Source organism: Chromohalobacter canadensis (assembly GCF_034479555.1).
Lineage (GTDB): Bacteria > Pseudomonadota > Gammaproteobacteria > Pseudomonadales > Halomonadaceae > Chromohalobacter > Chromohalobacter canadensis.
The window spans coordinates 580004-602568 of sequence record NZ_CP140151.1 but is presented as its reverse complement, the minus strand read 5'-3'; the positions used below and the strand labels follow the sequence as shown (position 1 = coordinate 602568).

15 protein-coding genes and 3 rRNA genes are annotated in these 22565 nt (G+C 59.1%); 13 read left to right on the top strand and 5 right to left on the bottom strand.

From position 1 onward, the window contains the following. Positions 1 to 72 precede the first annotated feature (72 nt). Positions 73 to 1884 (top strand): acyl-CoA dehydrogenase C-terminal domain-containing protein, encoded by a 1812-nt coding sequence (locus SR908_RS02910; RefSeq protein WP_246920495.1) that lies wholly within the window; start codon positions 73 to 75, stop codon positions 1882 to 1884. Between the two features lie 150 nt (positions 1885 to 2034). After that, positions 2035 to 3126, top strand: a complete 1092-nt coding sequence (locus SR908_RS02905; RefSeq protein WP_097024108.1) for an AI-2E family transporter — start codon at positions 2035 to 2037, stop codon at positions 3124 to 3126. 88 nt (positions 3127 to 3214) lie between these two features. On the opposite strand, the gene trxA is transcribed toward SR908_RS02905, so the two are convergent. Further along, on the bottom strand, positions 3215 to 3538 hold the full coding sequence (gene trxA / locus SR908_RS02900) for a thioredoxin (protein WP_075369080.1): 324 nt from the start codon (positions 3536 to 3538) through the stop codon (positions 3215 to 3217). 259 nt (positions 3539 to 3797) lie between these two features. Between trxA and cysB the strand changes: the two genes are divergently transcribed. Beyond that, positions 3798 to 4769, top strand: coding sequence for an HTH-type transcriptional regulator CysB (cysB, locus tag SR908_RS02895; RefSeq protein ID WP_040242243.1), 972 nt, complete (start codon positions 3798 to 3800; stop codon positions 4767 to 4769). A gap of 120 nt (positions 4770 to 4889) precedes the next feature. On the opposite strand, the gene SR908_RS02890 is transcribed toward cysB, so the two are convergent. From SR908_RS02890 to pabB, 4 genes are all read right to left on the bottom strand, one after another. Beyond that, positions 4890 to 5510, bottom strand: coding sequence for a phosphoadenosine phosphosulfate reductase domain-containing protein (locus SR908_RS02890; protein ID WP_097024107.1), 621 nt, complete (start codon positions 5508 to 5510; stop codon positions 4890 to 4892). A gap of 166 nt (positions 5511 to 5676) precedes the next feature. Continuing rightward, positions 5677 to 6459: an ABC transporter ATP-binding protein gene (locus SR908_RS02885; protein WP_097024106.1), complete on the bottom strand. Its 783-nt coding sequence runs from the start codon at positions 6457 to 6459 to the stop codon at positions 5677 to 5679. Next, complete coding sequence (locus SR908_RS02880) at positions 6456 to 7514, bottom strand: FecCD family ABC transporter permease (RefSeq protein WP_246920496.1); 1059 nt, start codon at positions 7512 to 7514, stop codon at positions 6456 to 6458. The genes SR908_RS02885 and SR908_RS02880 overlap by 4 nt, the downstream gene beginning before the upstream one ends. A gap of 8 nt (positions 7515 to 7522) precedes the next feature. Continuing rightward, positions 7523 to 8905 carry an aminodeoxychorismate synthase component I gene (pabB, locus tag SR908_RS02875; protein ID WP_246920498.1) on the bottom strand — a complete coding sequence of 461 codons (1383 nt, stop codon included), beginning with the start codon at positions 8903 to 8905 and terminating at the stop codon, positions 7523 to 7525. 174 nt (positions 8906 to 9079) lie between these two features. On the opposite strand from pabB, the gene SR908_RS02870 reads away from it, so the two are divergent. The 10 genes from SR908_RS02870 (at position 9080) to SR908_RS02825 (ending at position 22362) form a co-directional block, all read left to right on the top strand. Further along, positions 9080 to 9952: an alpha/beta fold hydrolase gene (locus SR908_RS02870; RefSeq protein WP_246920500.1), complete on the top strand. Its 873-nt coding sequence runs from the start codon at positions 9080 to 9082 to the stop codon at positions 9950 to 9952. 130 nt (positions 9953 to 10082) lie between these two features. Next, complete coding sequence (locus SR908_RS02865; RefSeq protein WP_246920502.1) at positions 10083 to 10859, top strand: GntR family transcriptional regulator; 777 nt, start codon at positions 10083 to 10085, stop codon at positions 10857 to 10859. Continuing rightward, positions 10856 to 11737: a methylisocitrate lyase gene (prpB, locus tag SR908_RS02860; protein ID WP_246920504.1), complete on the top strand. Its 882-nt coding sequence runs from the start codon at positions 10856 to 10858 to the stop codon at positions 11735 to 11737. The genes SR908_RS02865 and prpB overlap by 4 nt, the downstream gene beginning before the upstream one ends. Positions 11738 to 11806: 69 nt before the next feature. After that, on the top strand, positions 11807 to 12934 hold the full coding sequence (gene prpC, locus SR908_RS02855) for a bifunctional 2-methylcitrate synthase/citrate synthase (RefSeq protein ID WP_246920505.1): 1128 nt from the start codon (positions 11807 to 11809) through the stop codon (positions 12932 to 12934). A gap of 68 nt (positions 12935 to 13002) precedes the next feature. Next, on the top strand, positions 13003 to 14487 hold the full coding sequence (prpD, locus tag SR908_RS02850; protein ID WP_246920506.1) for a 2-methylcitrate dehydratase: 1485 nt from the start codon (positions 13003 to 13005) through the stop codon (positions 14485 to 14487). A gap of 504 nt (positions 14488 to 14991) precedes the next feature. After that, a 16S ribosomal RNA gene (locus SR908_RS02845) occupies positions 14992 to 16531 on the top strand. 165 nt (positions 16532 to 16696) lie between these two features. After that, positions 16697 to 19585, top strand: a 23S ribosomal RNA gene (locus SR908_RS02840). A 109-nt stretch (positions 19586 to 19694) separates the two neighbouring features. Then, a 5S ribosomal RNA gene (gene rrf / locus SR908_RS02835) occupies positions 19695 to 19810 on the top strand. The 16S, 23S and 5S rRNA genes sit together here, the layout of an rRNA operon. Positions 19811 to 20209: 399 nt before the next feature. Next, entirely contained in the window at positions 20210 to 20923 is a 714-nt protein-coding gene (locus SR908_RS02830) for a response regulator (protein ID WP_246925441.1), read from the top strand. Between the two features lie 47 nt (positions 20924 to 20970). Continuing rightward, positions 20971 to 22362, top strand: a complete 1392-nt coding sequence (locus SR908_RS02825) for an ATP-binding protein (RefSeq protein WP_281505496.1) — start codon at positions 20971 to 20973, stop codon at positions 22360 to 22362. Positions 22363 to 22565 lie beyond the last annotated feature (203 nt).

The window sequence follows — 22565 nt, the reverse complement described above, 5'->3', positions numbered from 1 at the left end:
TGTCGGCGCTTAATTTCAAACGAATGTTTGATGTCCTCGGGACACCTGCCCGTACCGTTCAGGAGCTTCAATATGCCCAGTTATCAGGCGCCGCTACGCGATTTTCGTTTCGTGATGGACGAGGTTCTCGATTACCCCCGTCATTATGCCCAATTGCCTCAGGCTGAAGAGGTCACTCCAGATGTGGTAAGCGCGATTCTGGAAGAAGGCGCACGCTTCACGCGCGAGGTGTTACTGCCGCTCAACCGAACCGGTGACGAGCAAGGGTGTCGACTCGAAGGTGGCGAGGTGCTGACGCCTTCGGGATTCAAGGAAGCCTATGCCCAGTACGTGGAAGGCGGCTGGCCGAGTCTATCCGGCGATACGGCCTATCACGGGCAAGGGTTGCCGACGTCGCTTGGCATGATGCTCTCGGAGATGGTGTGTTCGAGCAATCTGGCGTGGGGCATGTACCCGGGACTTTCCCAGGGCGCCGCCGATGCGCTTCGCCATCATGGTAGCGATGGGCAGAAAGCGCAGTATCTGACCAAGCTCAATGACGGCACCTGGACGGGCTCCATGTGTCTGACCGAGCCGCAATGCGGCACCGACCTTGGCCTGATCAAGACCCGAGCGCGTCCTGACGAGGCGGGTGGTTATCTCATCACCGGGACCAAAATCTTCATCTCCGCGGGCGAGCATGATCTGGCCGAGAACATCGTGCACCTGGTCCTGGCCAAACTGCCCGATGCACCGGAGGGTACCAAGGGGATTTCCCTATTCGTGGTGCCCAAGTATCTGCCCGATGCCGAAGGCGAAGCCGGTGAACGCAATGCCGTCAGCTGCGGTGCCTTGGAGCACAAAATGGGCATTCACGGCAACGCCACTTGCGTGATGAACTTCGATGGCGCGCGAGGGTATCTCGTCGGCGAACCCCACAAGGGGCTGGCCTGTATGTTCACCATGATGAACGTGGCGCGTATCGGCGTCGGCATCCAGGGGCTGGGGCTGATGGAGGTGAGTTTTCAGAATGCCTTGGCCTACGCCCGCGATCGCCTGCAGATGCGCGCACTGTCTGGCGCACGGGAAGCTGACAAGCCAGCCGATCCAATCATCTCGCATCCCGATGTACGCCGCATGCTGCTGACTCAGAAGGCATTTGCCGAGGGCGGGCGCATGCTGGTGCTGCATGCCGCGCAACTCGCGGATCGCGTCGAATGCGTGACCTCCGACGCCGAGCGAGAAGCGGTCGAAACCGAGCTGGGATTGCTGACGCCCATCGTCAAGGCGTTCTTGACCGAGGTGGGGTTCGAGGCCACCAATGAAGGCGTGCAGGTCTTTGGGGGGCACGGCTACATCCGCGAATGGGGCATGGAGCAGTACGTGCGAGATGCCCGCATTACACGCCTCTACGAAGGCACTACGGGTATCCAGGCGCTGGATCTATTGGGCCGCAAAGTGCTGATGAGCCAGGGTGAGGCACTCAAACCCTTCACCAAGCAGATTCACAAGTTCTGCCAGGCCCACGAAGGCGATGCCGCCATGGCGGAGTTCGTCACGCCCTTGGCGAAGCTCAATGCAGAATGGGGCGAGATCACCATGGCGGTGGGCATGAAGGCCATGCAGGATCGCGAAGAAGTGGGCGCCGCGAGTGTCGATTACCTGATGTATTCCGGCTACGTCACCCTGGCGTTTTTCTGGGCCCGCGCGGCGCAGGCGGCGCATCAAGCCCTGGCCGGTAACCCCGACGACGCGGCGTTCTACCGTGCCAAGCTCGATACCGCTCGCTTCTATTATCAGCGTTTGTTGCCGCGTACCCGCGCGCATGCCGAGATGATCCGTGCCGGTGGCGAGTCGTTGATGGCCATGCAGGCTGAGGACTTCGGGCACGGTTTCGCCATTTGATCGTGGCTCTGGCCCGTATATCTGAATGATGCTTGGCGGACCGTTTCGAGGTCCGCCTTGTTTGTCTCTAGCGGTGGGGGCTGGCGTTTGTGCAAGTACCCCCTGCCAGGCAGAATAGGGCCTTGGTTTCGTCAAGGATGCGAACGCACCATGCCCCCCGGACATGACCCCGGTTCACAGAACCTCCCTCTCAACTTGATGCTGACGCTGGCGTCTTTGGTGATCATCGTTGGCGGTATGCAGGCCGGCGCCGACTTGCTGATTCCCATATTGCTGTCGCTGTTCATCGCCGTTATCTGCACATCGCCGGTGCACTGGCTGCATGAGCACGGCCTGGGAATGCGGTTGTCGGTGTTGGTCACGCTGCTGATACTCGGGGTATTGGTGACGCTGTTGGGCGCACTGCTCGGCAATAGTTTCACGACCTTCATGGACGCCTTGCCTAAGCTTCAAGAGCAGCTGCAAGAGCACTATATGACCGTGCTGCGATGGCTGGCGGGGCAGGGGATCTCCATCGACCCCCAGGGTGTCTCGCGGCTTCTCGATGCCTCCCAGGCGACCGATTGGGTCCCCGTTTTTCTGAGCAGTGTGGGTAACCTGCTCTCGCAAAGCGTTGTGATCATGCTGTTGGTGATCTTCATGTTGTTCGAGACATTGGAATTCCGCAACAAGGTCTCACAGGCTTTGCTCAATCCGGCGCCGAGCCTTCAGCGTTTCACCGAATTCAGTCGCAATCTCAAGCGCTACCTGGCCATCAAGACGGTGATCAGCTTGGTGACCGGCGTGCTGGTGTGGGGCTCGTGCATGGTGATCGGTGTCGATTTCGCGCTGCTATGGGGGACCCTGGCGTTCTGTCTCAATTACATTCCCAATATCGGCTCGGCCTTGGCGGCCGTTCCTGCCGTGCTCTTGACCTTGGCGATGCCGGAAGGTGGCCCCTTCAAGGCGATGCTGCTGGCAAGTGCCTATCTGGCGATCAATTTTCTAATGGGCAATATCATCGAGCCACGGATCATGGGGCGCACGATGGGGCTTTCCACGCTGGTGGCATTCTTGTCGCTGGTGGTATGGGGATGGATCTTCGGGCCGGTGGGTATGTTGCTATCGGTGCCGTTGACCATGACGCTCAAGATTGCTCTGGATAGTCATCCCGAGACGCGTTGGTTAGCGAAATTGCTGAGTCCTTCCGAACGCGTGCGGCACCGTCGTGCCGAGGTCACCCCGGAGCCGCCTCCCGAGTAGCCTATGTCTCCGACAGTCCTTGTAACGACAATCGCCCCACATGAGCGGGGCGATTGTCAGCGTTCTTCAAAAGCTTAACGCCGTGGTCTCAGGCGTTCTGATCGATGAACTGTGTCAGCTGTGACTTGGACTGCGCACCGACCAAGGAAGCCACCTTGGCGCCGGACTTGAACATCATCACGGTCGGAACGCCGCGGACACCTTGCTCGGCGGCGATTTCCGGTGCGTCGTCGACGTTGATGCTGACGACCTTGAGGCCACCGGCTTTCTCGTCGGCGACTTCATCGACCACGGGGGCCATCATCTTGCAAGGGCCGCACCACGGTGCCCAGAACTTGAGCAGTACGGGCTGTTCGGCGTTGACGACTTCCTGCTCGAAGTTAGCGGAGGTGACATCGACATTATTAGCCATTACGAATCTCTCCAGTATTCCATTGCGCTTTTGCGAGCGTAGATGAGGCGATGGTAGCCGCTGACCATGGCCCTGGCAAATGCCCCATCGGTATGGTGACAATAGCATCAGCCTATCATGTTGGCGCTTTTCCACGCACCACCACGGTGCGGTATTGCCAGGCTGTCGGCGCTCTTCTACTCTCGCACCATATGCTTTAAAGTAATCACAAATTTAAATTTTATGCCATAAAAGATTGCCAGGTCGGGAGGCATTACTCATGAAACTCCAGCAGCTGCGCTATATCTGGGAAGTTGCCCGGCACAACCTCAACGTCTCAGCCACCGCGCAGAGTCTGTTTACTTCTCAGCCGGGTATTTCCAAGCAGATACGTTTGTTGGAGGATGAGCTGGGGGTAGAGATCTTCGCGCGTAGCGGCAAGCATCTGACCCGTGTGACACCAGCCGGTGAGGCAATCATCGAGTTGGCCGGCAAAGTGTTACGCACCGTCGACAACATCAAGCACGTCTCGCAGGAGCACAGCGACGAGCGGCGCGGTAGCCTATCGATCGCCACGACCCATACCCAGGCGCGTTATGCCTTGCCGCCGGTCATTCATGAGTTTCGGCAGAAGTATCCCGATGTCGCCTTGCACATGCAGCAGGGCACGCCCAAGCAGATCGCCCAGATGGTCAGTGAAGGGCAGGCCGATTTCGCGATCTGCACCGAGTCGCTGGAGCTTTTTACCGACTTGGTGCTATTGCCATGCTATCGCTGGAACCGTTGCGTGCTGGTCCCTCAAGATCACCCCTTGGCGTCGGTCGAAACATTGACGCTCGAAGCCCTGGCCGAGTATCCGCTGGTGACTTACCTGTTCGGCTTTACCGGTCGCTCGCAGCTCGACGATGCCTTCAAAGCGCATGATCTGACGCCCAACGTGGTACTCACCGCCGCCGATGCCGATGTCATCAAGACCTACGTTCGCCTGGGGCTCGGCGTTGGGATTGTGGCGCATATGGCGGTCGACCCTGTCGTCGATCGCGACTTGGTGGCACTCGATGCCAGCCACCTGTTCGCCAGCTCGACAACCAAGATCGGCATTCGTCGTGGCACCTTCATGCGCGGCTTCATGTTCGACTTCGTCAATCGCTTTGCCCCCCACCTCGATCGAGACAGCATTGAAGCTGCGCTGGCGGCGGGACCACGTCACGAACAGGTTCTGTTCGAAGGAATCGAGCTGCCGGTGCGCTAAGAGCGGCCTGGCAATACGAGAATGCCGATGCCCCGTGGAGGCGGCATCGGCATGGCGCGCATTCGTGTCATCTATTCGATGGTTAGGCTCAGCGCCTAGTGCTGCCTCGTGCTGCTTAGTTTAGTGCTGAAGGTGCAGCCCGCATTCACGCTTGTCTTCCACCTTGGTCGGGTCGAAGTAATCGAAGTTGTTGGGCAGGTCATGCTTCTGCAGGTACTGATACATGTCCTTGGCGGTCCAGTGCAGCACGGGCGCGACCTTGATCAAGCCATCCTGATTGATCGATACCGGCTGCATCTGGGCACGTTCGGCGGTGTCCTCGGCGCGCAGTGCGGTGAGCCAGACACGCGGCGCGGCCTCGCGCAGCGCCCGCTGGAACGGCTCGAGCTTGACTTCCTCCGTGAACGCCGCGTGACGCGGATCGTCGATGGTCGGAAACTCGCCCTCGACGGCATCGCGATGCGCGCGTGAACGGCGGGGATGATAAATCGTCAAGTTGAGGTCCAGCTGTTGGCTGATCTCTTCGGCGAAGCGATAAGTGGCCTCGGTGTTGTAGCCGGAATCCATCCAGATCACGGGAATGTCCGGCTGGACCTGCGTGATCATATGCAGGATCACTGCCTCGAAAGGCCGAAAGTTGGTAGTGCAGATCGCCTTGCCATCGAGCGAGAGCGCCCAGCGAACCAGGGCCTCCGGGTCGTGACCAAGCTCGCGATTGATGGCATCGATATCGAGCGACATGATGAGCTCCTGTGGAAGGTGGCGTGAAGTCTGTCGACTTCAACGAATGGCCATACCCTAGCAAACCGCCGAAACGATCCCCCAATATCGATTGGTTCGAAGCTTATATGCCTTTAACGAAGGCAGTGATTGTCCTGTTAGAACCTAACTGCATGAACGTTGGCAGTCATCGCCCCAGCGAGTGAATCGCTGTGAGGGGCGTAATACGGGGCGGCTCGTCGTCCGGCCATTCGATGTGTGCCTCGATGGCATAGACATCGCGCAGACGCGCATGGGTCAGGACGTCGCCGGGAGTGCCGCTGGCGGCGACACGGCCTGCCTTGAGCATCCATACATGCTGGGCGAAACGCGCTGCCAGGCTCAGGTCATGAATGGCGATGACGATGATGATATGGCGCTGTGCAGCGAGGCGGGTCAGCCAGTCGAGCACCTGCAATTGATGATGAAGATCCAACGCGCTGGTCGGTTCGTCGAGCAGTAGCAGCGAAGGTTCGCGCGTCACGGCTTGGGCAATGGCGACGCGTTGTCGTTGCCCACCCGAGAGCTGGTTCAGTTCGCGCTCGGCCAGTGGCTCCAACTCCAGCGCCTGAAGCGTCGCCTGCACCTTGAGCAGTGCGCGTTCATGCGGTTCGTGAATGCAAGTACGGCGCGCCAGCAAGACGGCTTCGAACACACTGAGCACGGCACGTGAGCCGAGCTCTTGAGGTAAGTAATAAAGATATCGGGAACGTCGTTCGAGCGATAGCGTCATCAATTCCTGGTCATGCAACATGAGCGAGCCGTCGGCACGTTCGAGGCCGGCGATGGCCTTGAGCAGTGTCGATTTTCCCGCGCCGTTAGGGCCGACCAGAGCGGTGATCTCGCCGGGGCGTGCCTCGAGATCGGCGATGCTCTCGAGGACGGGCGTGCCACCCAATCGGCAATCGAGATGCTTGAGCGTTAGCGTCATCCCCACATCTCCTTGCGGCTGCGCAGGATCAACGAGACGAAAAACGGCAGCCCGATGAGTGCGGTGAGCAGGCCGATCGGAATCAGAATGCCGGGCACCAGGGTTTTTGAGAGGATCGAGGTGACGGACATGATCAGCGCCCCGCTGAGTGCGGACATGGGCAGAAAGACGCGCTGGTCCTCGCCTACCAGCAAGCGCGCGATATGCGGGCCCACCAGGCCGACAAAACCGATCGTCCCCACGAAGGCCACGGCGGTGGCGGCCAGCAGCGAGCAACACAGCAGAATACGCAGCCGCAAGCGCGCGACATCGATGCCCATGGCCTGGGCGTGAAGATCACCCAGACGCAGCGCGGTGAGTCGCCAGCCGGCATGGAGGAATACCGGCAGCGTCACGCAAAGCGCTAGTGTCGCCAGGCCGACTTTCCCCCAACTGGCCTTGCCGAGACTGCCCAGCGACCAGAACACCAGTTGCTGCAAGGCCTCGGCGGAGGCGACGTACTGCATCAACCCGAGCATGGCGTTGAAGAAAAACATGATGGCGATGCCCATCAACACCAAGGTCTGCACGCTGACACCGCGCAGGCGACTGACACCCCAGATGACCAGCGACGCGGCCAGGGCCAGCAAGAACGCGTTGCCGGTGACCAGTAACGTATCGGCGAAAGGCACGATGCCGACGCCGAGGGTGATGGCGAGCGCAGCGCCGACACTTGCCGCCGAGGAAATGCCCAGCGTGAACGGGTCGGCCAGGGGATTGTTGAGGATGGTCTGCATCTCGGCGCCGGCGAGCGCCAGGCTCACACCGACGACGATTGCCATCAAGGCCACCGGCAGACGAATGTCCCACACGATGACGCGCAGCGCGTCCGAGGCGCCACTCGGCGCGACGAGGGTCATGAGCACATCGCGCAACGAGTAGTGGCCCGGGCCGGTGGCGATATCGACGATAACCATGGCGAGCGTCAGCACGGCGACGCCGACGATGAGATGCCGCTGGCGCCGCCGTCGCATGTGATACCGGGTGACGCTGTCGATAGCAGAGGACTCAGGCATTGCGGTTGTCATTCGCTCAGGATACGCGATTCGTCGCGCTCATGGGCCCCATCGGCGCCGAGCGCCTCCATCAGGCGCGAGATCTTGGCGAGTGTCTCCTGGTACTCGGCCTCCTCGTCGGAGTCGGCGACCAGGCCGCCGCCGCCCCATAGGTGGAGTTGACCGGCATCCGCCACGGCGGTGCGGATAGCGATGGAGGTATCCATTCGCCCGCGCGTATCGACGTAGCCGATGCTCCCGCAATACACGCTGCGGCGGCTGGGTTCGAGGTTGTCGATGAGTTGCATGGCGCGGACCTTGGGTGCGCCGGTGATCGAGCCGCCGGGAAATGCTGCTCCCAGCAGGTCCAGCGCATGCCGTGTCTCATCGAGTTCACCGGTTACCACGCTGACCAAGTGATGGACGTTGGCGTAGCTCTCCAGGCCGCACAATTGGGGAACGCGGACGCTTCCCGGCTGACAGACGCGCCCCAGATCATTGCGTAGCAAGTCGACGATCATCACGTTTTCGGCGGTATCCTTGAGGCTGTCGCGCAGCTCGCGGGCGTAGCGTCGGTCCTGAATAGAGGTGTTGCCGCGCGGCCGGGTGCCTTTGATGGGGCGTGTTTCCACGCGTCCTTCGACGACTTCGAGGAAGCGTTCCGGCGACAACGATAGAATGCCCTTGTCGCCCCAGGCGAGATAGGCGCCATAAGGCGTCGGCGTGGCTTGGCGCAGCCGCCGATAGGCGTGCCATAAGTCGCCCTGGTAGTGAGCGCTGAAACGCTGGGCCAGATTGATCTGGTAACAATCGCCGCTGCGGATGTAATGCTGCACGGTACGGAAGCGCTCGCCGTAGGTGTCGCGGTCGAGTTCGCCTCGAAAGGGGGAAAGCAGCTGAAACGTCGAGGTCGGCGATGGTGCGGCTTGTAGCCATGCCAGCACCTGGGCGCGGCGTGCCGGCGTGGCCACGAGCCAGGCTTGGCGGGCGTAATGATCGTGGATGAGGGCCCAATCGTAGAGTCCGACACGGCTATGGGGCAGCGTGACCGCCTCGCAGGCATGGCCTGAAACAGCCTCCAGGTGTCGCCCGAAATCGTAGCTCCAATAGCCGATCAAGCCGCCCAGAAACGGCAGCTCGCTCGTTACGTCGGGGGTAGGAAGGCGCTCGAGCAAGGCACGCTGAGCGGCAAGCGGATCGCCGGGAATATCCGCGACGTCACTAGTGACCTGGCCGTCTCGGTTCACCTCCAGCCATGCGATGGGGTCGCTAGCAAGGATGTCGTAACGCCCACCGGGAGCCGTCGGGAAGCCGCTGTCCAGCAGCACGGCGCCGGGGCGTTGGCGCAGGCGCTCGAAGCGTGCCAGCGGATCGCCATGATAGGGCAGGGGCGTCAATTCGAGTGTCGGCATCGGTCCAGGCTTCCTGTCGCGGGCGGCCTATTCTAGCAGCCTGTCGGGCTTGGCCGGTCGTCTCGTGAGAAACGGATTTCGAGTCAAGTTTATCGATTTGTCCGCCCGCGAGGGTGGGCGGATAATGGCGGCCATTCAACGCCCCTGGGGTGCGGTACACAGAGGATGACGAATATGACAAGTTCGCCGGACGAGGGCGAGATGCGACAAGGCACACTGGCGCGCCCGGATCAGCAATGCCATTGGCGTCGCCTCGAGCGTCGCGCAGGCACGGGGACGGTCGTCATGCTGCACGGTGCCGGAGTGGCGGCCGAGCTGACTTGGGGGCCGATGGTGACGTATCTCGATGCCTGGCGGACGTTCCTGATGCCCGACTTGCGGGGCATGGGGGAGACGCGTGCGGCGGATGGTCATGAGCGGCCGTTCTCGCTGGATGAAGTCGTCGACGATGTCGAAGCCTTGCTCGACGCCCAGGATATCGATCGATGCGATGTCATGGGCTATTCATTTGGCGGCCTGGTGGCGATGCGGCTCAAGCAGCGTTTGGGAGCCCGTATCGGGCGCACTATGCTGCTCGAACCGGCACTTCTGGAACGCGAGGATCGCGCGACGATGGTGCGTGTGCGCGATGGCTATGCCGAAGCGGCGCGTGCCATGCGCGAGGCGCCGACGCCGGAAGCGGGTATCGTCGCCTTTCTGGATTTGATTGCACCCAATCGATCGCGCAACCCACGGGCCGAGCGCATGATGATACGCCGCCTCGCGCACCGCCCTCTGGGATTCGCCAATGCGCTGGATTGCGTGACCGATGCCGTTCGGCATCTCGACCGCGACGCCTTGCTTGAAGCGCAGCGTAACGTGACGAGTATCGTAGGCGGCAAAAGCCTCGCTGCTATGCAGGCCTACCACTCAACATTGGCGCAGCGACGGTCCGACTGGCGTTACATCGAACTGCCGGGCACTGACCATTCCCTGCCGTTTCAAAAACCCCGGCGACTCGCCTCCCTGTTGCAAGAAGCGTCTTCGCTTTACAATGATGGCGATTGATTGTCGACAATATGGCTGCCGGTGTACGCTGCCTATGCGGCGAAAGATGTAGAAGCGCCGGGCTTCAGGCGGTTGACCCTTTTGGGGTAGGTTACTAAAGTAATACTTATTCTTTATTGTCGACAATTACATGACGCTTCCTCCTTTTTCGCATAACACCGATTCTCATGACGCTTGGCAGTCGGCGACTGGGCATGACGACGCTCCCGAAGTGCGCACACTCGCCGAGCGCGTCTTTCATCAACTTCAAAGCGCCATCGTGCGGGGTGAACTGGCACCCGGTGCCAAGATCACCGAGCCAGGCCTGGCCAAGACGTATGGCATCTCGCGCGGCCCGTTGCGCGAAGCGATGCGCCGCCTGGAAGCCCATCGCTTGATCGAGCGCATCCCGCATGTCGGCGCACGCGTGGTCAAGCTCTCCATGCGTGAACTGCTTGAGTTGTTCGATCTGCGCGAGGCTCTGGAGAGCATGGCGGCACGCCTGGCGGCGCGGCACATGACGGCGTCGGAAATCGCTGGACTGCGCGAGGTGCTGGCAGTTCACGAACGTCAGGAGAACCTGCAGCGCGACGAGGCCTATTTCCAGCGAGAGGGTGATCTGGATTTCCATTACTGCATCGTGCAGGGCAGCCACAATCGCATGCTGATGACCATGCTCTGTGACGACCTTTATTACCTGGTGCGCCTTTACCGCACGCAATTCAGTGCCAGCGGCGCCCGTCCGCAGCGTGCCTTCGTCGAGCACCACCGTATCGTCGACGCCATCGAGGCGGGCGACGAGGAACTGGCCGAACTCTTGATGCGTCGCCACGTCAGCGCGTCTCGCGAAAATGTCGCCAAGCATTATGCCGAGACACTCGAGGAGCAGGCTGCCCATGTCAATTTCGAGGAGAATACGACGTCATGAGTCATCCTGCTCCCGGCGCGCGTTTCCGTGCGGCGCTCGACGCGCATCGTCCCTTGCCGATCGTCGGCACCATCAATGCCTATACGGCTCTCATGGCCGAGAAGGTGGGGCATCCGGCGATTTACCTCTCCGGGGGCGGCGTGGCCAATGCGTCCTTCGGCATGCCCGATCTAGGCATGACCACGATGAACGACGTCGCCGAGGACGCCCGGCGTATTACGGCGGCCTCGGAAACCCCGCTGCTGGTCGATATTGATACAGGCTGGGGCGGGGCGTTCAATATCGCGCGAACCATCAAGGAAATGCAGCGCGCTGGTGTGGCGGCGGTGCACCTGGAAGACCAGGTCGCACAGAAGCGCTGTGGACACCGGCCCAACAAGGCCATCGTGTCGCAGCAAGAGATGGTGGATCGCATCAAGGCGGCAGCCGATGCACGTCTGGATGACGATTTTTATTTGATTGCGCGTACCGATGCCTTCCAGAAGGAAGGCTTGGAAGCAGCCATCGAGCGCGCCAATGCCTGTCTCGAAGCCGGTGCCGATGCCATCTTCGCCGAGGCCGTGCATAGCCTCGAGGACTACCGTGCATTCTGCATGGGCGTCAATGCGCCGATTCTGGCCAATATCACCGAGTTCGGCGCCACGCCGCTGTTCACCCAGCAGGAACTGCATGACGTGGGCTGCCGCATGGTGCTGTATCCGCTGTCGGCCTTCCGTGCCATGAATGCTGCGGCACTCGAGGTGTATCGCAGCATTCACGACAATGGGCATCAGCGCGATGTCCTCGACAAGATGCAGACGCGCGATGAGCTTTACGAGTTTCTCGATTACCACGCCTTCGAGCGCAAGCTGGATGCCTTGTTCGACGAGAACCAGTGAAGCGATCGGTGTGGCTGGCGCTATCAGCGTAAGGCAAAACGATAACGATCTGGCACAAGGAGGCTCGCCATGGCGGATAACACGCCCACCAGTACCGGCTTGCGCGGCATGAGCGCCGGCAGCACTGCGTTATGCACTGTTGGCCAGTCGGGCTCCGGATTGACATACCGTGGCTATGACATTCACGACCTCGCCGAGAACGCTCGCTTCGAGGAAGTCGCCTATTTGTTGTTCAAGGGCAAGTTGCCCAACCAGAAGGAGCTGGACGCCTACGTGGCCAGGCTCAAGTCGCTGCGCGGCCTTCCCGCATCGCTGAAGGCGGTGCTCGAGCAGATTCCCGCCGATGCCCATCCGATGGATGTGATGCGTACCGGGGCCTCGATGCTGGGCAATCTCGAGACCGAGGAGAGCTTCGCCGAGCAGCAGGATAAAAGCGACCGAATGCTGGCGGCGTTCCCCTCGATCATTAACTACTGGTATCGCTTCAGCCATGACGGCGTGCGCATCGATACCGAAACCGACGATGACTCGGTGGGCGGCCATTTCCTGCATTTGCTGCACGGCAAGCCCGCTTCTGAGTTACATGCACGGGTGATGAACGTTTCGTTGATTCTTTACGCCGAGCACGAGTTCAATGCCTCGACCTTCACCGCCCGTGTGTGCGCCTCGACGCTGTCGGATATTCATTCCTGTGTGACCGGCGCTATCGGCTCGTTACGCGGCCCGTTGCATGGTGGAGCCAACGAAGCGGCGATGGCGATGATCGAGGACTGGCAAACGCCTGAAGAGGCCGAGCGCGAGCTGCTGGGCATGCTCGAGCGCAAGGAAAAGGTCATGGGCTTCGGGCACGCAATCTATCGCGAATCCGACCCGCGCAACGCCATCATCAAGCAGTGGTCAAAGCGTCTCGCCGACGATGTGGGCGACTCGCGGCTTTACCCTGTCTCCGAGCGTGTCGAGGCGGTGATGTGGCGTGAGAAGAAGCTGTTCTGCAATGCCGACTTCTTCCACGCCAGTGCCTACCACTTCATGGGCATTCCCACCAAGCTGTTCACGCCGATCTTCGTGTGTTCACGGCTGACTGGCTGGTGCGCCCATGTGTTCGAGCAGCGCGAGAACAACCGCATCATCCGACCCAGCGCGGATTATGTGGGGCCTGAAAAGCAAGGGTGGCTACCGATCGGGCAGCGTCAATAATACTGGCTTCGAGCTTCGAGCTTCGAGCTTCGAGCTTCGAGCTTCGAGCCTGACTTCAAGGAATCAACATGAGTGCCAACGTCGAACAGAACCAGCGCCCTGACTACGATCCCGAGCTGCAGGCGATCGCCGATTATGTGCTGGAATATCGTGTCACCGGTCAGGAGGCACTGGAAACCGCCCGCTACTGCTTGATGGATACACTGGGATGCGGCTTGTTGGCACTACGCTTTCCCGAGTGCACCAAGCATCTAGGGCCGTTGGTCGAGGGGACCGTTGTGCCTCACGGTGCACGGGTGCCGGGCACCCAGCTGCGTCTTGACCCGGTCAAGGCGGCCTGGGATATCGGCGCCATCATTCGCTGGCTGGATTACAACGATACCTGGCTGGCGGCGGAGTGGGGGCATCCCTCGGACAACCTGGGGGGAATCCTGGCGATTGCCGATCATCTGTCGCAAAAGCGCGTGGCCGAAGGCGAGGCGCCGCTGACCGTGCGTGATGTACTCGAGGCGATGGTCATGGCCCATGAGATTCAGGGTGTGCTGGCGCTAGAGAACTCGTTCAATCGGGTAGGGCTCGATCACGTTGCCTTGGTCAAGGTAGCCTCGACTGCGGTGGTCGCCAAGCTGATGGGGGCGGATCGCGAACAGCTGCTCGCCGCGTTGTCGCATGCCTTCGTCGACGGCCAGAGCCTGCGCACTTATCGGCATGCACCGAACGCCGGGTCACGTAAGTCCTGGGCGGCGGGCGATGCAACCTCGCGTGGCGTGCGCCTGGCGGATATCGCCATGCGTGGCGAAATGGGTATCCCCGGTGTGCTGAGTGCACCGCAATGGGGCTTCTATGATGTGCTGTTCACGAAGACCAACAAGGACCAGCAGCTCAAACCGGAAGATGATCGCCATTTCCGTATCAGTCAGGACTACGGTTCCTATGTCATGGAAAACGTGCTGTTCAAGATCAGCTTTCCGGCGGAGTTTCATGCCCAGACCGCCTGCGAAGCAGCCGTGACGCTGCATCCTCAGGTCAAGGACCGTCTGGAGGACATCGACAGGGTCGTGATCACTACCCATGAGTCGGCGATTCGCATCATTTCCAAGGAAGGGCGTCTGGCCAATCCTGCCGATCGCGATCATTGCCTTCAGTACATGACGGCCGTCCCCTTGATCTTCGGACACTTGGTTGCCGAGCACTACGAGGATGCCTTCCATGCGGCGAACACTGTCATCGATCGATTGCGTGACAAGATGGAAGTGATCGAGGACGCGCGTTACAGCCGTGAGTATCTCGAGGCCGATAAACGTTCCATCGCCAATGCGATTCAGGTGTTCTTCAAGGATGGAAGTAAGACCGATCAAGTGGCCGTCGAATACCCCATCGGGCATCGCCGCCGCCGAGCGGAAGGTATGCCACTGCTGGAAGAGAAGTTTCACGCCAACCTCGCGACACGTTTCCCGCCACGTCACTGCGATGAGATTCTGGCGCTGTGCGCAGATCAGGCGCGTCTGGAAAGCACGCCGGTACATCGTTTCGTTGATCGTTTCGTGATCTGAGAAAAACCCCTTGCGTTCGCGCCGTCAGGTCCGTAAAGTACGCATCCGCTGCCGGCGACGGACCTCGTGGCCAGCGGTGGAAAGGTAGCGCAAGTGGCTGACGTGCTTGAGAAATTCAAACCTTCGGGTGGCTTTCTCGCTTGACAGTGACGCCGGTTTCGGTAAAATGCGCCGCACCTCGAAAGGCCCCTGACAACGCCGCGGTTCAAGGCGATGTCAGCGATTGTCACCTCGGCTAACGCCTTGACAATCACGGCGCTTTCGGTAGAATACGCCTTCCTTGCGAGGCGCCCATTGGGCACACGCAAGCGCTCCGCTTCTCGTTTTGCGAGCCCGGAGCCGCTCTTTAACAATCGATCAGGTAATTCATGTGGGCGTTTGCTCAGGATAGGGGTGCCAGTCACGACCTATCAAGGCAAGCGACTCGTCAGAGACCTTCGGGTCTTTTTGAGAACGTTTTAGTCTTGAACCAAGTTTGGTCCGCTCAACGGACTATCAGACTTTCAACTGAAGAGTTTGATCATGGCTCAGATTGAACGCTGGCGGCAGGCCTAACACATGCAAGTCGAGCGGTAACAGGTCCAGCTTGCTGGACGCTGACGAGCGGCGGACGGGTGAGTAATGCATAGGAATCTACCCAGTCGTGGGGGATAACCTGGGGAAACCCAGGCTAATACCGCATACGTCCTACGGGAGAAAGCGGGGGCTCTTCGGACCTCGCGCGATTGGATGAGCCTATGTCGGATTAGCTGGTTGGTGGGGTAACGGCTCACCAAGGCGACGATCCGTAGCTGGTCTGAGAGGATGATCAGCCACACCGGGACTGAGACACGGCCCGGACTCCTACGGGAGGCAGCAGTGGGGAATATTGGACAATGGGCGAAAGCCTGATCCAGCCATGCCGCGTGTGTGAAGAAGGCTTTCGGGTTGTAAAGCACTTTCAGCGAGGAAGAAAGCGTGCCGGCCAATACCCGGTACGGACGACATCACTCGCAGAAGAAGCACCGGCTAACTCCGTGCCAGCAGCCGCGGTAATACGGAGGGTGCAAGCGTTAATCGGAATTACTGGGCGTAAAGCGCGCGTAGGCGGCGTGTCACGCCGGGTGTGAAAGCCCCGGGCTCAACCTGGGAACGGCATCCGGAACGGGCAGGCTAGAGTGCAGGAGAGGAAGGTAGAATTCCCGGTGTAGCGGTGAAATGCGTAGAGATCGGGAGGAATACCAGTGGCGAAGGCGGCCTTCTGGACTGACACTGACGCTGAGGTGCGAAAGCGTGGGTAGCAAACAGGATTAGATACCCTGGTAGTCCACGCCGTAAACGATGTCGACTAGCCGTTGGGTCCCTTGAGGACTTAGTGGCGCAGTTAACGCGATAAGTCGACCGCCTGGGGAGTACGGCCGCAAGGTTAAAACTCAAATGAATTGACGGGGGCCCGCACAAGCGGTGGAGCATGTGGTTTAATTCGATGCAACGCGAAGAACCTTACCTACCCTTGACATCCTGCGAACCCGGAAGAGATTCCGGGGTGCCTTCGGGAGCGCAGAGACAGGTGCTGCATGGCTGTCGTCAGCTCGTGTTGTGAAATGTTGGGTTAAGTCCCGTAACGAGCGCAACCCTTGTCCCTATTTGCCAGCGATTCGGTCGGGAACTCTAGGGAGACTGCCGGTGACAAACCGGAGGAAGGTGGGGACGACGTCAAGTCATCATGGCCCTTACGGGTAGGGCTACACACGTGCTACAATGGCCGGTACAAAGGGTTGCGAAAGCGCGAGCTGAAGCTAATCCCGAAAAGCCGGTCTCAGTCCGGATCGGAGTCTGCAACTCGACTCCGCGAAGTCGGAATCGCTAGTAATCGTGCATCAGAATGGCACGGTGAATACGTTCCCGGGCCTTGTACACACCGCCCGTCACACCATGGAAGTGGACTGCACCAGAAGTGGTTAGCTTAACCTTCGGGAGAGCGATCACCACGGTGTGGTTCATGACTGGGGTGAAGTCGTAACAAGGTAGCCGTAGGGGAACCTGCGGCTGGATCACCTCCTTAAACGACCGCGCATCCCCCCTGGGTAAGCGCTCACAATGAATTACCTGATCGAATAGAGCAATGCTCTTTAACAATGTGGAATAAGCTGACAAAGCAAGACGATACGTCTCAAGCGTATCCGGCAAAATCGTGTTCGTCGCCAGGCCAGACCCTTTGGGGTTATATGGTCAAGCGATGAAGCGCATACGGTGGATGCCTAGGCAGCCAGAGGCGATGAAAGACGTTGTAGCCTGCGATAAGGCTCGGTGAGGTGGCAAACAACCTACGACCCGGGCATTTCTGAATGGGGAAACCCACCCAGCATCAGCTGGGTATCCCACCCTGAATTCATAGGGGTTGGGAGGCGAACCGGGGGAACTGAAACATCTAAGTACCCCGAGGAAAAGAAATCAACCGAGATTCCCTGAGTAGCGGCGAGCGAACGGGGACTAGCCCTTAAGTCAATGCACGGTTAGGTGAACGGCCTGGAAAGGCCGGCCATAGTGGGTGATAGTCCCGTAACCGAAAACCCGCATTGGTGAAATCGAGTAGGTCGGGGCACGTGAAACCTTGACTGAAGACGGGGGGACCATCCTCCAAGGCTAAATACTCCTGGCTGACCGATAGTGAACCAGTACCGTGAGGGAAAGGCGAAAAGAACCCCGGCGAGGGGAGTGAAATAGATCCTGAAACCGTATGCGTACAAGCAGTAGGAGCAGACTCGTTCTGTGACTGCGTACCTTTTGTATAATGGGTCAGCGACTTATATTCAGTGGCGAGCTTAACCGACTAGGGGAGGCGTAGGGAAACCGAGTCTTAACAGGGCGATGAGTCGCTGGATATAGACCCGAAACCGGGCGATCTATCCATGGCCAGAGTGAAGGTCAGGTAACACTGACTGGAGGCTCGAACCCAAGTATGTTGAAAAATGCTGGGATGAGCTGTGGATCGGAGTGAAAGGCTAATCAAGCCCGGAGATAGCTGGTTCTCCTCGAAAGCTATTTAGGTAGCGCCTCACGTATCACCGTCGGGGGTAGAGCACTGTTTCGGCTAGGGGGCCATCCCGGCTTACCAACCCGAGGCAAACTCCGAATACCGATGAGTGCAGCGTGGGAGACACACAGCGGGTGCTAACGTCCGTTGTGAAAAGGGAAACAACCCAGACCGTCAGCTAAGGCCCCCAAATTCTGGTTAAGTGGGAAACGATGTGGGAAGGCTTAGACAGCTAGGAGGTTGGCTTAGAAGCAGCCATCCTTTAAAGAAAGCGTAATAGCTCACTAGTCGAGTCGGCCTGCGCGGAAGATGTAACGGGGCTCAAACCAGGTGCCGAAGCTACGGACTCATCCTCTGGATGAGTGGTAGAGGAGCGTCGTGTAAGTCTGTGAAGGGGCGTTGAGAAGCGCGCTGGAGATATCACGAGTGCGAATGCTGACATGAGTAACGATAATGCGGGTGAAAACCCCGCACGCCGGAAGACCAAGGGTTTCTGTTCGACGTCAATCGGAGCAGAGTGAGTCGGCCCCTAAGGCGAGGCCGAAAGGCGTAGTCGATGGGAAACGGGTTAATATTCCCGTACCGGATGTGATTGCGATGGGGGGACGAAGAAGGCTAGGTGAGCCAGGCGTTGGTTGTCCTGGTGAAAGCCGGTAGGCCGAGGGTTCAGGGAAATCCGGATCCTCAAGGCCGAGAGGCGAGACGAACAGACTACGGTCTGGAAGTCATCGATGCCACGCTTCCAGGAAAAGCCTCTAAGCTTCAGATCACATGCGACCGTACCCCAAACCGACACAGGTGGTCAGGGTGAGAATCCCAAGGCGCTTGAGAGAACTCGGGTGAAGGAACTAGGCAAAATGGCACCGTAACTTCGGGAGAAGGTGCGCCGGCATAGGGTGACGGACTTCGCGTTCTGAGCTCGAGCCGGTCGAAGATACCAGGTGGCTGCAACTGTTTATTAAAAACACAGCACTCTGCTAACGCGTAAGCGGACGTATAGGGTGTGACGCCTGCCCGGTGCCGGAAGGTTAATTGATGGCGTTAGCTCCGGCGAAGCGCTTGATCGAAGCCCCGGTAAACGGCGGCCGTAACTATAACGGTCCTAAGGTAGCGAAATTCCTTGTCGGGTAAGTTCCGACCTGCACGAATGGCGTAATGATGGCCACGCTGTCTCCACCCGAGACTCAGTGAAATTGAAATCGCCGTGAAGATGCGGTGTCCCCGCGGCTAGACGGAAAGACCCCGTGAACCTTTACTATAGCTTCACACTGGATGCTGATGTTGCTTGTGTAGGATAGCTGGGAGGCTTGGAACCTGGGACGCCAGTCCCAGGGGAGCCACCCTTGAAATACCAGCCTGGCATCATTGGCGTTCTAACTTGGGCCCGTTATCCGGGTCGAGGACAGTGTGTGGTGGGTAGTTTGACTGGGGCGGTCTCCTCCCAAAGCGTAACGGAGGAGCACGAAGGTACCCTCAGCACGGTTGGAAATCGTGCATCGAGTGCAAGAGCATAAGGGTGCTTGACTGCGAGACAGACACGTCGAGCAGGTGCGAAAGCAGGTTCTAGTGATCCGGTGGTTCTGTATGGAAGGGCCATCGCTCAACGGATAAAAGGTACTCCGGGGATAACAGGCTGATACCGCCCAAGAGTTCACATCGACGGCGGTGTTTGGCACCTCGATGTCGGCTCATCACATCCTGGGGCTGAAGTCGGTCCCAAGGGTATGGCTGTTCGCCATTTAAAGTGGTACGCGAGCTGGGTTTAGAACGTCGTGAGACAGTTCGGTCCCTATCTGCCGTGGGCGTTGGAGATTTGAGAAGGGCTGCTCCTAGTACGAGAGGACCGGAGTGGACGCACCTCTGGTGTTCCGGTTGTCACGCCAGTGGCATTGCCGGGTAGCTATGTGCGGACGGGATAACCGCTGAAAGCATCTAAGCGGGAAGCCCCCTTCAAGATGAGATCTCCCCGAGGCCTCGAGCCTCCTGAAGGGCCCAGCGAGACCAGCTGGTTGATAGGCACGGTGTGGAAGCGCTGCAAGGCGTTGAGCTAACGTGTACTAATGGCCCGTGAGGCTTGACCATATAACACCCAAAGGGTCTGGTGACGAGCCGATCCCGGATGCGTGTGAGACGATCGCGTCAGCTTATTCCCGATTGCGTTGTGGCCCTGAGGGCCACGACACCTGTTTCGCCTGACGACCATAGCGAGCGTGTCCCACCTGATCCCATGCCGAACTCAGCAGTGAAACCGCTTAGCGCCGATGGTAGTGTGGGGCTTCCCCATGCGAGAGTAGGTCATCGTCAGGCATTTATTCCGAACCCCGGCCTTTGGTCGGGGTTCACTCGTTTAGGGGCCTCCCCACGGCGAGTCCCGGCGCGCCGGCCGGGTCATGCGTCAGGCATTTATTCTAAAACCCCAGCTTCATGCGAAGCTGGGGTTTTGTCGTTTATGGGGCTGAAAAAACAATGCGTTTGATGCTGTCGAATGAAAAGCTACTACGTCGAGTATCGTCACAGCGCTCATAAAACTCACCCATATTGCGTATGTACGTTATATTCCTCCCCCTTTGGTCGTGTCGCCCCATGATTCGCTTGATGAGTAGGGGAGGCCATCGCATCATCGATAAAGAATCGCGACGATAACCAACAAATATCCGCAGTGCCTTCTGTCGAATTGGGAAGCAGCGGCAGGGAGCGTCTCCCACTATGACGATGAATCATACGACAGTGGCCGTCATCGATGACGACGCCGAAATTTGTGAACTGTTGCAAACTTACCTCGAGCGACATGGCTTCAAGGTCGTATTGGGGGAAGACGGCGATGCCTTACCTACCTTGATACGCGATGAAGATCCCGATTTACTGATACTCGACATCATGATGCCGGGAGAAGATGGATTGTCGCTTTGTCGCGATCTTCGCCGGCATAGCAGCTTGCCCATCATCATGCTGACCGCGAGTGTGGATGAAACCGACCGTATTCTCGGACTCGAACTAGGAGCCGACGACTATTTGGCCAAGCCGTTCAATCCGCGTGAACTACTGGCGCGCGTCAAAGCGATCTTGCGCCGCGTCAAGCCATTACCAGCCGCGGCCACACGCATCGTCCGATTCGGACCCTGGTCGCTCGATAGGATTACGCGTGAGTTGATCGACGATGCGGGTAACCGAAGTCATCTATCGGGAGCGGATTATCAACTGCTGGGTGTATTTCTGGATCATCCCGAGCAGGTGCTGTCCCGCGAGCGCTTGTTCGACCTTAGCCGGGGACGCCGAGCGCCGCCCTTGGATCGCTCCATCGATGTACACGTCTGCCGCTTGCGTCAGCGCCTGGGAGAAGATGCCCAGCATTCGCAATTGATCCGTACCGTGCGCGGAGCAGGTTATGTCCTGGCAGCCCCCGTGGAATCGGTGATGTGAAGCGGTGGTGGCGTCCGCGAACCCTCAGGGGTCGCTTCGTATTGATCATGCTGCTGGGCGTGTTAGGTGCGCAGATTGCCAGCTACGGGATCTGGAGTTGGCAGGAAAACCGTGAGCGCCTGGTGCGGCTCGATACTCTGTCGCGTCATCTAGCCGAAAGTTTGGCCGCCACCGTACGTTATTTCAGTTCGTTGCCATATGAGTATCGGCACATCGTGCTCGATCAATTGCGCGATATGGGCGGGACTCGCTTCTTCGTCAGCGTCAACGATCACCGCATCGCCTTGCCGAGTACGAGTGGGGGCAACGCACGTGAGATGGTGGCCGCTAATTTGCGAGATGGGCTCGAGCAAGAGCTTGGGCAACGCGAGATGTACATCGGGTTTTCACAGCCCGGCGACCTGCGTGTATTCAATAATGAAGTTCCCCTCGCGGAGCTTCCCGCACATTGGGCGCACCGCAGCTTGGCTATCACACCGTTGTCGACGCCAATCCTCGTTGTGCAAATGCCTCTCGAAGGGGGCAATTGGTTGTTCGTCGCGACCTCCTTGCCCATGGCGGAGTCCCTGGAAGATGCCACTTGGTTATCCGGGGATCGACTTTTCGTCTCCATGGCCGTCTTGCTGACGGTCATCATGTTGTCGTTATGGGGAATACGCAGGTCGACGCGGCCGCTCTCGATCCTGGCCAAAGCGGCAAGACGTCTGGGAGACGATCTGGAATCCCCGCCGCTTGCCGAACGCGGACCACGTGAATTGCGCGATACTGCGATGGCGTTCAATCGCATGAGTGAACGGATTCGCCATCAGGTCGAGGAGCGTGAACGCTTGTTTTCCGCCATTTCGCATGATCTCAAAACCCCCATCACACGCTTACGCCTGCGCGCCGAGATGCTCGACTCACCCGCTCAGCGTGAGGCTTTCATACACTCCTTGGATGAAATGAATCAGTTGGTGAAAGGGGCCTTGGCTTCGGTGAAAGGATTGGATCTCCATGAGACGGCCTCCGCGATCGACGTAGACGCACTGGTGAAAGATCTCATGGAGGAGCTTGCCGTGCATGAAGGTGCTTCGATCCATCTTGAAGGGCATGCGGGGTGGCTGTCGGCGAAACCCTTGGCACTCAAGCGTTGTCTGGCCAATCTCATAGAGAACGCCATTTTTTATGCGCAGCATGTGGATATCGCTCTTCACCGGGATTACGAGCATATCGTCATCGGCATCAGTGACGATGGGCCGGGTATTCCCCAGGCACAGCGGGAACGTGTCTTCGAGCCTTTCGTGCGGCTCGAGCCTTCACGGAGTCGTCACACGGGGGGCAGTGGCCTGGGGCTTGCCATTGCGCGGCATATCGTGCGCGCCCATGGTGGTGAGATCTACTTGAATGAGTCCAGCGAAGGAGGATTGAGCGTTCAGCTAAGCCTACCCTTGGCGCATTGAGTTCCCTAGATGTGGCTGAGTTGAATATTACAGAGCTGCAATATGTCGCCAAGACTTTGTAAGACTCGGTAACCCAAACGCATGTTGGCATACGCTACGCTCGAACCCAGGGATCGGGGGCGTTCGATCCGCTGGCTCATGGTCGCCAACAAGGGACTGACGTAATAACGATAACAGTCACGGATTGCGCCATTCATTCGAGC